Source organism: Lentibacillus kapialis, assembly GCF_014646635.1.
Classification (GTDB): Bacteria; Bacillota; Bacilli; order Bacillales; family Amphibacillaceae; genus Lentibacillus; species Lentibacillus kapialis.
The window spans coordinates 18,436-30,306 of sequence record NZ_BMNQ01000046.1 but is presented as its reverse complement, the minus strand read 5'-3'; the positions used below and the strand labels follow the sequence as shown (position 1 = coordinate 30,306).

The window sequence follows — 11,871 nt, the reverse complement described above, 5'->3', positions numbered from 1 at the left end:
TGCCGCCGACTTCCTTCCGATTCCACCTCGCAGTGGACACCCTTGTCTTTGGCTAGCGGTTCCTACTACCAAGCCCGCAGGAGACTTTCACTCCCTAGACATAGCACATGCCCGGCGCACTAAAAACGGCAGGAAGGTTACGATAGGCACCTTCCTGCCGTTTAACAAAACCATAAAATGAATTAAGCAAGCTGACTTTCCCTCAAGTGTCCGACTGCTGTTATGATCCCCAACTCATGATGGTCCTCCTCATAAAGAGCGCTTTGCACAAAGCGGACCTCACCATTATCACCGCGTATTTGCAACTTAAAAAACGCTCCGCTATCCTGCAAAGCATAATAAAATTGTTCAACCCGGTCTATTTTCTTGCCATTAACCTTAGTAATCGTTTCACCAACCAATATTCCCAGACGGTCGGCAGGTGTCCCCGGAACCACAGCCAACACCTGAATTCCTCTTGCATTCTGAGTGAAAAATGGCGCTTTACTTTGATCGAATCTTCGGTGTTTAAAGTTGATAAATTCCCGTCCAATAATACCGGTAACAATTGCTGCAAGTGCTAACCATCCGATAAACATACTTCCGGCTGAAAGCAGCAAAACTGCCAGACCTAATATTCGAAGCGGGTACGCTAAGCGGTTCACAGCTTTCTCAGGTAATTCACTTCGTACAGTGTGGTCAAAACCCATTAAAAATGGAACAAGCACCAAACTGTAGCTGTCATCTCCTACTGAAATATATGGCCAAAAAGAAGCGATAGACGTAAGCGGACCTGATGGAATAAGAACGAAAAAAGGAATAAGGGTCATCTTTTTAATATGATGTATACCAATCCATGTGCCACGGCGCCCAAGCTCCATATCTGGAAAAGTTCCGTTCCGGTTATGCCGCTTTAAAAGAAACGCTTCGGCCACGATTAATAAGGCAAACAGCAAGCTCAGCCCAGTAAAATTAGCTCCATTCAATAAATCCATAGTGATAAATGACTGATTTTCAAGTACAACTGGTGCCAGCAACAATAACAAGAATGTTATTCCAATGGTGTAAACAGGTGACAGCAACGTCAAACGCATTGACAAACTGAGCAGGATGGTCACCACTGCAAGCAGTATAATCGTGTCTTTTGAGACTACCAAGCCTGCTCCTATCGTTATCATGGATATAACAACACCGAATATGATGGATAGCGGCCATGTGTTCTTCCATTCGGAAAAGATATCAAAAATTTTCAAACCAAAATGTTGACGTTCTTTCTTAATTCGCTTATAGCCAACAACCATTGATAGAAAAAGTGTCCAATAAACAAGAGGGTTTAAGAAAAATTTTCCTATTCCGGAAGCCAGTTCCATAAGCCAGGTTTGTACCACATTCATCACCTTCTATTATTTTATGCAACTTGTCCAACATTTCGTTATTGAACAAACTTGTCTTTAGATTATATTCGGGATTTGTCGAATATCTCCTGCATGTTATGAAAAGAAAACCGCGAGAATAACCCGCGGACATCTTCATTCATATAATGCATCAAGTGCATTTGTCATTTGCTTATCATCTTGACCGTTACGAATTCGTTCTACAACACTGGTTTCGGCTGTACCCGCCGTTTTTTCATTCACTTTACCATTCACCTTCAAATCATGATCTGCCTGAAAGTTTTCGACAGCTGCCTTGGTATCTTTACTGAAGTAGCCGTCTGTACGCCCCGGATTGTAGCCTAAGCCTTTCAGCATCACCTGTATACTTTTAACACTGTCACCTGTTTCGTCATATGTGAGAGGCTCTTCTACTTGTACAGGATTTGTAAAATAATATTCAGGCTGTTTAACTTTTACAGTCGGCTTAACACCCTTTTCATGTATCCAGTTGCCTTTGGGTGAAAGCCATTTGAAAAATGTTAATTTGACTCTGCTTCCATCGTCACCAACCGGGACTGCCTGCTGAACAGTTCCTTTGCCGAAGCTTTTTGTACCGACAACATCATACCCGACTTCCTTCATAGCTACAGCCAAAATTTCTGAAGCAGATGCACTACCTTCGTTAATCAGCACACTGATTGGATAGGGTTTTTTCTCGCTCAGATTGGAATAGGATTTATCCGCTTCACCGTTCTGTTTCTCAATTTGAACGTATGGAATATCTTTCGGAATGAAGTTTTTCAGTATACCTTCCACAGAGGATAATACACCACCCGGGTTGCCGCGCACATCAATGACTAAGCCCTCTATATTTTTCTTTTCCAGTGATTTCAGCTGCTTATTGAAATGCTCGGCAGTATTTTCCGCAAAGGATGTTATCTCGATGACTCCCGTTTTCTTTCCATCGATGGATTTCACTTCAGAATAAACAGTTTCCACCGGGATGTCATCACGCTCAATAGTTACGTCAAATGGTTCTGAAACACCGGAGCGCTGAATTTCAAGGACAACTTCGGAACCTTTTTTACCGCGTATTTTTTCTACTGCTTCGTTCAAACTCAATCCGGCAACACTTTCTCCATCAACACTCAATATCTGGTCATTCGGCCGAAGTCCTGCTTTTTCGGCGGGCGAATCTTTAATCGGTGAAACAATGGTTACTTTTTCGTTCACCATGGAGACTTCAGCACCGATCCCTTCGAATGACGATTCAATTGTTTCATTAAATTGCTGCATCGTCTCGACATCCATATAAGAACTGTAGGGATCATCCAATGACGTCACCATTCCCTTAATGGCGCCTTCAATTAACTGCTTGTCTTCAATATCTTCTAAGTAATGTTTTTTTATTAAATTATAGGTTTGTACAACTTTTTGCATGTTTTCCGGCGGTTGACTGCTGATCTCGCCGGATGTATCAACCGACGCCTGCTGATCGCCGGCCGGTGACTGATCAGGCTGTGCCAGCTTCACCCCCAGAAATGCACCTGCAAACCCCAAAAGAAGTGCAGCCACTAAAAGAAGTGTAATATATCTCTTTTTCATATTCATTATTTCACCCCAACTTAAATTTGCTGGTTGTTTGTTCATATCATATGTCGAAGGATGATAATCGATGAGCCGTTTTTCATTGAGAAAAAGGCATCACACCGAAAATGTGCGATGCCTTTAATAATATAGTGTATGCCGGCAAAATGCAATGACATGTATTCATTTTTATGGTTAGTTCAGATAACCCATTGGATTAACTGCGTTACTTTTTGAAGCGTTCCAGCCGCCCTTGTGAATTTCAAAATGCAAATGGGGGCCCGTGGATCGCCCTGTATTTCCACTGGATCCAATTGTCTGACCACCACTGACTGTCTGACCGGCTGACACAGAAATACCGCTCAAATGGGCATATAATGTTGTATAAGAGATTCCATTAATCGAATGGGAAACCAACACAGCATTTCCATAACCATTCATCGTGCCATCATACTCTGTATGTGTTGAGATAACAACACCTGAAGCAGCAGCACCCACTGATGTACCTATTCCAACCCCGAAATCAACACCGGCATGAAAACTGCCTCCACGTGGTCCATATCCCGATGTGAGACCTGCACCCGGAACCGGTGAGCTGAATGTTCCGCCGCCGCTTGAACTGGACTGAGGTGTTGCAGTCGAACCGGAATCGTCGCTTGAACTGTTGCTCGAGCTGTTGTTCGAACTGCTGCTCGAACTACTGCTGGAATCGCTATTGGAATTATTGTTCGCTTTTCTCTCTTTTTCCCGTTGCCTTTCTTTAGCAAGCTGTTCAAGTTTTTCTTTTTCTTGTTTGGCGAGCTCAATAGCTTTTTGATTGGCTGCTTCTTGTTTACGAAGTATTTCCTGTTCATCTTCCAAACTTACTTTGTGATTCTCAAGTTCGCCTTCTTTCTCTTCAAGTTCGCCAAGCAGATTTTCTTTTTCACTCATTTGGTCATCCAATTCCGACTTCAATGACTCAAGTTCTTGTTTTTGATTGTTAAGGGAAGCTTTCTTATCTTCTACTTCAGCTTTCTTTTGTTCAACATTTTTTTTCTTGTTTTTCACTTCAGCTTGCTTATTCTCGACTTCCTGCTTCTCCCGTTTGTGAGTTTCCATAATATCTTTGTCCTGATCCATTATCTCATTAACTGCCGAAGATCTGCTGATTAAATCACTAAAACTTTTCGCACCGAAAATAACTTCTATGTATTTCATGCTTCCGCCGTTTGACTGAATAGCACGCAGACGATCTTTAAGGAGCTTTTCCCGTTTTTTAATCCGCTCTTTCAACTCTTGTATTTCTTCTTTTAATGTTTCAATCTGTGCATGGAGTTCATCAATTTGATTGTCCAACTTATCAAGCTGCGCATTAGTGTCAGCTATTTCATTCTCTTTTGTACTAATCTTTTCTCTGGTATTTGTCAGCTTTCCATCGATAGTTGTGATTTCGCTATTCACGGAATCCTGTTTATTCCGGTTCTTCTCGATTTTTTCTTCTGTATTCTTTTTATTATCTTTCAGCTCGGATTTTTCTTTTTGTATTTCTTCTTGTTTATTCTTTTTATTTTCAATCTTTTGTTCTAAGTTATCAGTGGATTGAGCAGATACTTTATGTAAATTTGCAAAACCTGTACTAAGAACCATTAATCCGATAAGTAAATAAGAAATAAATTTTTTCATTCTCGTTTCCCCTCTCCGCTATGTCTAGTCCAATAGATTTTAAGATTAATATGTCATTTTGGTTTTAAATCACCTTGTCGTTTATCATCAATGTCGACATTCAATTTTAGCAGGCATTATCTCAGGTTCTATGAGAGATGTTCAGCCCTGTTATTGTCCAAGGAGCTCTCCCCGCTCCTTGGGTTGAAAGCAAATCGAAAAACAATTCATACTTACACTTTCAAGAATTTGCGAACACTCATAACACTTCCCCATATGCCGATGAATGTTCCTATAACCAGAATAACGAGTGCGAGCTGCCAAGCAAACGGGTTAAATGGCAACAGTTTAACAAAGGCATAGCTAATTTGATCTTTCAAGTTGTTGTCCAAATAATAATAGCCTGTTAATACTGCAGTGATTGGTACGATGGCCCCTAAGATCCCGTGCAGCATCCCTTCAATAAAAAATGGCCAGCGGATGAAGCCGTTTGTAGCTCCGACAAGCTTCATAATTCCAATTTCTCTGCTTCGTGCCATAATTGTGAGTTTAATCGTATTTGAAATAAGGAATATAGCTGTAAAGACTAAAGCAGCAATCAGTACAAGCCCGATATTACGTGCATAGTCATTGAATTGGAACAGCCGGCGAATAACATCCTGCCCGTAGTTAACTTCCTGAATACCGTCCAATTGGCTGATCTGGTTCGCCAGAGCTTGTGTTTCACTTGGCTCTGCCGCCTTAACAATATAGGCGTGACTCAATGGATTATCCTGTTCAAACATCTGCCAAGTTGACCCTTCTTTGCCCATATCGTCAATCAGGTGCTCAAGCTGCTCATCCTTGGAAGTAAATTCAACGCTTTTGGTCCCTTCTATTTGCTTAATGGTCGTTCCAAGCTCCTGAATTTGTTCCTCTTCTGCTGTAAGGTCAATTAATGCTTTAATCTCGACATCTTCTTCCAAACCGTTTGCCATATAATTAAGATTCAGCATTAACGCAAGAAAAGCTCCCACCAGAAGCAACGTCGTGGTCACTGCACCAACTGATGCTACTGTCATCCAACCATTCCGGAAAATATTTTTAATGCCTTCCCGGAGATGGCGTTTTGTTGTCCTAAGCTTCATAGCCGTAATCACCTCTGTGTTCGTCACGGAAGATCAAGCCATCTTCAATGGCAATGACACGTTTTTTTACCGTATTGACAATTTCTTTGTTGTGGGTGGCCATGACAAGGGTTGTACCTTTCGCATTAATTTCTTCAAAAATCCGCATGATCCCCCATGATGTGTCAGGATCTAGATTCCCGGTCGGTTCGTCCGCAATGACAATCTTAGGATAGTTTACAATAGCACGTGCGATTGATACGCGCTGCTGCTCTCCTCCTGATAATTCATCCGGAATGAAGCGTGCTTTATTTTTAAGACCAACCAGCTCAAGCACATCCATGACACGTTTGCGGATATTGCGGGGCGACTCTTCAATAACCTCGAGCGCAAATGCAATATTTTCATAGACTGACAGTTTTGGGAGCAGTTTAAAATCCTGAAAAATGACGCCTACATTACGTCGTAAGAAAGGAACTTTTCTCTTTTTTAAAGTACTTAAATCCGTATCATCAATGATGACTGTTCCAGTTGTGGGCCTCACTTCACGATAGATAAGCCTTATAAACGTTGATTTGCCCGCACCGCTTGGCCCGACGACATATACAAATTCACCCTGATCAATATCTATATCAATTCCATTAAGGGCAGAAACACCATTGGCATAAGTCTTGTAAACATCCTTCATATTAATCATTTGAATATCACCTTTATTCCGTAATGCTGCTTTTATCTCAGTTGTAAGTTTCCTTGCACAAATCGGTGCCGGAAAAATAAGGAAAGAGCTCCCCTTTTTCCGGCGACGGAGTTTATTCAGGCTGATTCGGGAATTTTCGGCAATAAAATGCCCTATCCACTAATATCTTTTTCAGCCTTTTAGAAAAACTCGCCATTCGCCTCGCTTTATAGCGAATGCCGCAACTTTTCTTATAAGGTCATCCATAATTTATACTTTCTGACGTTATAAAAAAGACTTACCCTCTTTCTTAAAACGAGTTAATGTATGTAATTTTTATCTATTATAACATTTTTCAGCACGAATTTTATGTTTATAACATTACATTTTCATTTCAATTCATTTCAATTTAATCACTTTAAACACAATCCTGTAACATTCAGTAGTATTGATGCAAATTATGTAAAAAATAAGAAAAATGAAATGGCTACGGATAATCCGCTACCGGTTAAGGAAGGCTAAAAATTGCATGAGCTAGCGTATGGTTAACCGGCTCTCCCTTGTAATAGGCAAGCCGTTTTTTATATGTTGGCGGATACGAGAGATGTTCGCGAAATTTCGGGGATGTTCGAGGGAGATACTCTCTCCCGTGGTGATATTTTCTCCCTCGGGGCGATAAGGTCTTTCAGAATAAACTTTCTGACGTTATTTAAAAAACATCATGCTTCCCTGTTATTGATATACTTACCGATCAGTAAGCTATGGTCAGCTAAAGCCCGCCGATGAGCTGTTTTCGTTTTCAAATCAAAATCCTTTATTAAATTTCGTGAATGACCATATTAGCAAGTTTGGGTGTCATTTTGACTGGAAAAAAGCGAACAAATTGTGAACTTGAGCCAATCCAATAGCACTGCATCTTGAACGAAAACCAAAATTTAAGAAAAACTCAGCATTCGCCTTGTCTTATAGCGAATGCCGAAGCTTCTTATAAGGTCATCCATAATTTATACTTTCTGACGTTAAAAAAAGTTTGGTCTATCAATCATCATAGACCAAACTTTTCCGGTTATTTCTTTTCGGCTAACCATGAGGCAATCGTTTGTGCGTCCTCATCTGAAACTTGACTCTGGGCCGGCATTTGTCCTTTGCCGTTTTTAATAATGTTAACAATGTCGTCAGCAGAGTGATCAGCACCGACAGAAGTCAAGTCAGGGCCTGCTCCGCCGGAAAGATCCTGTCCGTGGCATGAAGCGCAGTTATTTTGAAAAAGTTCTTCAGCTGCTCCTGCTTCGGAGGTATCCCCACCATCACTTCCGGAAGAGTCGCCGCCATCACCGCCGTTATCTCCTCCGCCGCCACAAGCGCCGAGCACAAGCGCTGTACCGAACAACATTGTCCATAACCATTTTTTCATGTTAAATCCCCCTAACATTATTTTGTAAAAAGGTTATCATATTTATTATAACTCATTACCCAAAAATTAAAACAATAAACCCGTTATTTTTCAGGCTCAGAGGCACAATATATCGTGCAGTGCGGGAGCCGGGGAAATATTTGTCAAATTTATGAACGTTTCATGACTCATACAAGTGCTGAAAATACGTACGAACAATCAACGGGACAAAGCCTCGTTGTTATGACGTCTCATTGTATCAAAGAACGTAAATAAGCATCGATAAATGGATCAAGGTTTCCGTCAACGACACCTTGTGCGTTGCCTACTTCAAAATTTGTACGATGATCTTTTACCATAGTATAAGGGTGAAAAACGTACGAACGAATTTGACTTCCCCAGCCGATTTCCCGCTGCTCACCACGTATTTGATCAAGCTCCTGTTGCTGACGTTCCAGTTCCTGTTGGTACAATTTGGACCGCAACATCTTCATAGCCCGCTCGCGATTTTGAATTTGCGAGCGCTCTGACTGGCAGGTCACAATAATGTTTGTCGGCAGGTGTGTAATACGCACCGCTGAATCCGTCGTATTGACATGCTGACCTCCCGCACCGCTCGCGCGATAGGTGTCAATATTGATATCTTCATTCTTTATCTCAACATCCACATTATCATCCATTTCAGGTGTGACATCACATGATGCAAATGATGTATGACGACGTCCTGAAGAATCGAACGGGGATATACGCACCAGCCTGTGCACACCTTTTTCCGCCTTTAAATAACCATATGCATTATGACCTTTAACCCACAATGTAACACTTTTGACTCCCGCTTCATCACCGGGCAGATAATCCAATGTTTCAATTGTAAAGTTTTTTCTTTCAGCCCAGCGCTGATACATCCGCAAAAGGATACTTGCCCAATCCTGAGATTCGGTGCCACCAGCACCAGGATGCAATTCGAGAATAGCATTATTCTGATCATATGGCTCACTCAATAGCATCAATAGTTCGAAATGATTCATCTCTTTCTGCAATGCTGTTAAGTCTTCTTCAAGATCAGCGAATAATTCTTGATCGTTTTCTTCTTTAACAAGTTCATAAGACACTTCAAGGTTTTCGAGACTGCTTTCCAGCGAGTCAAACCCCTCTACGTATGTCTTCAGACTATTATTTTCATCGATTAATTTTTGCGCTTTCTCCTGATCCTCCCAGAAGGCCGGATCTGCCATTTCAAGCTCCAGTTCCTTGATGCGTTCCCGTTTGACATCTAAGTCAAAGAGACCCCCTGAAGTCATTAATTCGTTTGGTCATCGTTTCCAGTTCATTTCCAATTTCAGCAAGTTCCATATTCTCTCACCTCAAAAAATAATTTAAACTTATCAGCGAAAACACTCCCGTTGATTCGGGAGTGTTCCACGTATACGGTGTGATTATGCACCGTGGCAGTGTTTGTATTTTTTTCCACTACCGCATGGGCACGGCTCATTCCGGCCGACTGTTTCGGTCTTCACGTAAGGTTTCCGGCTCTTTTTCTTTTCTTCCTGATCACCACCGGATACCGCTTGCGTGTCTTTAACGACTTCCTGACGCTGCAGGTTGTCACGTATCTCGGCTTTCATGACATACTTGGCAACCTCTTCTTCAATCTCAACAACCATTTCCTCAAACATCTGGAAACCTTCCGCCTGGTATTCCTGCAACGGATCATTTTGACCGTAAGCCCGCAGATGAATACCTTGACGCAGTTGATCCATCTGGTCGATATGATCCATCCATTTCGTATCAACCGTACGTAATACAATGACTTTTTCAAATTCACGCATTTGTTCAGGCGTCAATTCCTGTTCTTTCTCATCGTAGCGTGTTTTCACTTTCTCAAAAATATAGTCAATGATTTCGTCCGGTTCCTTACCTTTAATATCATCAACTGATATATCATCAGGATTTAACAGGTTGCCGTGAACATACTCGATAATCGAATTAAGTTCCCAATTTTCATCAAGTTCATCCTGTGTATTCGCACCGACAACGCGTTCCAGTGTCGACTTGATCATGCCCTCGACAATTTCCCGCAAATCTTCAGTTGCTTCAATCACGTCAAAACGTTGCTTATAAATGATTTCGCGCTGTTGGCGCAGTACGTCGTCATATGACAACACTGTCTTACGTGCATCAAAATTATTACCTTCAACTCGTTTTTGTGCAGACTCTACAGCACGTGACACCATTTTGCTTTCAATTGGCTGGGTATCGTCCATACCTAGACGGTCCATCATCGAACGCATGTTTTCAGAGCCGAAGCGCCGCATCAACTCATCTTCCATGGATAAATAGAATTGAGACATACCCGGATCGCCCTGGCGTCCTGAACGTCCTCGCAGCTGGTTATCAATCCGACGTGATTCATGACGTTCAGTACCGATAACAGCAAGACCACCCCGTTCCTGCACACCGTCGCCCAGCTTAATGTCTGTACCGCGGCCGGCCATGTTTGTGGCAATTGTAACCGCACCCTTCTGTCCGGCGTTTTCAATAATTTCGGCTTCACGGTAATGATTTTTTGCGTTTAATACATTATGCGGAACCCCTGCTTTTTTCAGCATTTTGGAAATCAACTCCGAGGTTTCGACTGCAACCGTGCCAACCAGTACAGGTTGTCCAGCCTGGTGGCGTTCTTTAATATCCTCTGCGACAGCGCGGAATTTTCCTTCGACAGATTTATAAATCATATCTGACTTGTCATCACGGATTATCGGTTCATTCGTCGGAATGGCAATGACATCCATATTGTAAATATTACGGAATTCTTCTTCCTCTGTTTTCGCAGTACCAGTCATGCCGGCAAGTTTTTCATACATTCGGAAAAAGTTCTGGAATGTAATTGAAGCAAGTGTCATGCTTTCGTTTTGAATCTGCAGACCTTCCTTAGCTTCGATTGCCTGATGAAGACCATCGCTGTAACGGCGTCCTTTCATCAAGCGTCCTGTGAACTGATCGACAATGATTACTTCACCTTCTTGCACCACGTAATCTGTGTCACGATGCATTGATACATGGGCTTTCAGCGCCTGATTAATATGATGCGTTAACGTGACATGATTTAAATCAAACAGGTTTTCAATACTGAAATAACGCTCCGCTTTATTAATCCCTTCTTCAGTCAATTGAACCCCTTTTGTTTTTTCATCGTACGTATAATCCGTCTCACGGTTCAACGTTCGTACAAAGCCGTTCGCTTGCTGATACATGGATGCCGATTTTTGTGCTGATCCTGAAATAATCAGCGGTGTCCGTGCCTCATCAATCAGAATCGAGTCGACCTCATCAATGATGGCAAAAGGGAGTGACCGCTGCACCATCTGCTCTTTATACAGCACCATATTATCACGTAGATAGTCAAAACCGAACTCATTATTCGTACCATACGTTATATCACAGTTGTACGCTTCACGCTTTTCTTCTTTTGTCATCCCGTTCCCGTTAAAACCGACTGTAAGACCCAGGAAGTTGTACAACTCTCCCATGTCCTTTGCGTCACGGTCAGCCAAATAATCATTGACAGTAATGATGTGGACACCATGTCCGGAAATAGCGTTTAAATAAGCAGGCATAGTGGACGCAAGTGTTTTACCTTCACCTGTCTTCATTTCCGCAATATTGCCCTCATGCAGTGTAATTGCACCCGATAGCTGAACAGGGAAGGGACGCAAGCCTAATACGCGTTTAGCCCCCTCACGTACAACAGCATATGCTTCCACAAGCATATCATCCAATGACTCACCGTTCGCATATCGTTCCTTGAATTCCTCGGTTTTCTTGCTGAGGTCGTCATCTGACAACCGCTCTATGTCTGTTTCCAAGGCTTCAATCTGATCAACTTTTCGTTGTATTTTATTCAGCTGTTTCTTGTTGCCGTCACCAAAAATTTTTGTCAGTAACCCTGCCATGTAAAACGCTCCTCATATTATTTAACAACGGGCCCAGCGATCATACACGCCAGTATAACCCCGATAACATTTAATTGGAAAATTTGGTTGCTTATTGTAGTCCATTACTTATAATAACGCATCTCAAATCGTATGACAACTGATTCAAAAGGCTGGA

8 protein-coding genes are annotated in these 11,871 nt (G+C 42.0%); all 8 read right to left on the bottom strand.

Translation table 11 applies throughout. The features are described 5' to 3' along the window. Positions 1-182: 182 nt before the first annotated feature. The 8 genes from IEW67_RS13460 to secA all read right to left on the bottom strand — a co-directional run bounded on the left by IEW67_RS13460 (position 183) and on the right by secA (position 11,714). Positions 183-1,373 (bottom strand): PDZ domain-containing protein, encoded by a 1,191-nt coding sequence (locus IEW67_RS13460; protein WP_229671848.1) that lies wholly within the window; start codon positions 1,371-1,373, stop codon positions 183-185. Between the two features lie 135 nt (positions 1,374-1,508). Further along, on the bottom strand, positions 1,509-2,966 hold the full coding sequence (locus IEW67_RS13455; protein WP_308430736.1) for a S41 family peptidase: 1,458 nt from the start codon (positions 2,964-2,966) through the stop codon (positions 1,509-1,511). Between the two features lie 171 nt (positions 2,967-3,137). Next, the gene (locus IEW67_RS13450) at positions 3,138-4,607 is read right to left on the bottom strand and encodes a murein hydrolase activator EnvC family protein (RefSeq protein WP_188633598.1); all 1,470 of its coding nucleotides are present in this window, start codon (positions 4,605-4,607) and stop codon (positions 3,138-3,140) included. A 212-nt stretch (positions 4,608-4,819) separates the two neighbouring features. After that, positions 4,820-5,713: a permease-like cell division protein FtsX gene (gene ftsX, locus IEW67_RS13445; RefSeq protein ID WP_188633597.1), complete on the bottom strand. Its 894-nt coding sequence runs from the start codon at positions 5,711-5,713 to the stop codon at positions 4,820-4,822. Further along, on the bottom strand, positions 5,703-6,389 hold the full coding sequence (gene ftsE / locus IEW67_RS13440; protein ID WP_188633596.1) for a cell division ATP-binding protein FtsE: 687 nt from the start codon (positions 6,387-6,389) through the stop codon (positions 5,703-5,705). Before ftsE ends, ftsX begins: the two co-directional genes overlap by 11 nt. A 1,045-nt stretch (positions 6,390-7,434) precedes the next feature. Continuing rightward, positions 7,435-7,782 (bottom strand): cytochrome c551, encoded by a 348-nt coding sequence (gene cccB, locus IEW67_RS13435; RefSeq protein WP_188633595.1) that lies wholly within the window; start codon positions 7,780-7,782, stop codon positions 7,435-7,437. A gap of 230 nt (positions 7,783-8,012) precedes the next feature. After that, positions 8,013-9,114 (bottom strand): peptide chain release factor 2 gene (gene prfB / locus IEW67_RS13430; RefSeq protein ID WP_188633594.1). Its coding sequence is split into 2 segments (ribosomal slippage): positions 8,013-9,041 and positions 9,043-9,114, totalling 1,101 coding nucleotides; the frame shifts between segments, so codons are not numbered across the junction. A gap of 83 nt (positions 9,115-9,197) precedes the next feature. After that, entirely contained in the window at positions 9,198-11,714 is a 2,517-nt protein-coding gene (gene secA, locus IEW67_RS13425; RefSeq protein ID WP_188633593.1) for a preprotein translocase subunit SecA, read from the bottom strand. Positions 11,715-11,871 lie beyond the last annotated feature (157 nt).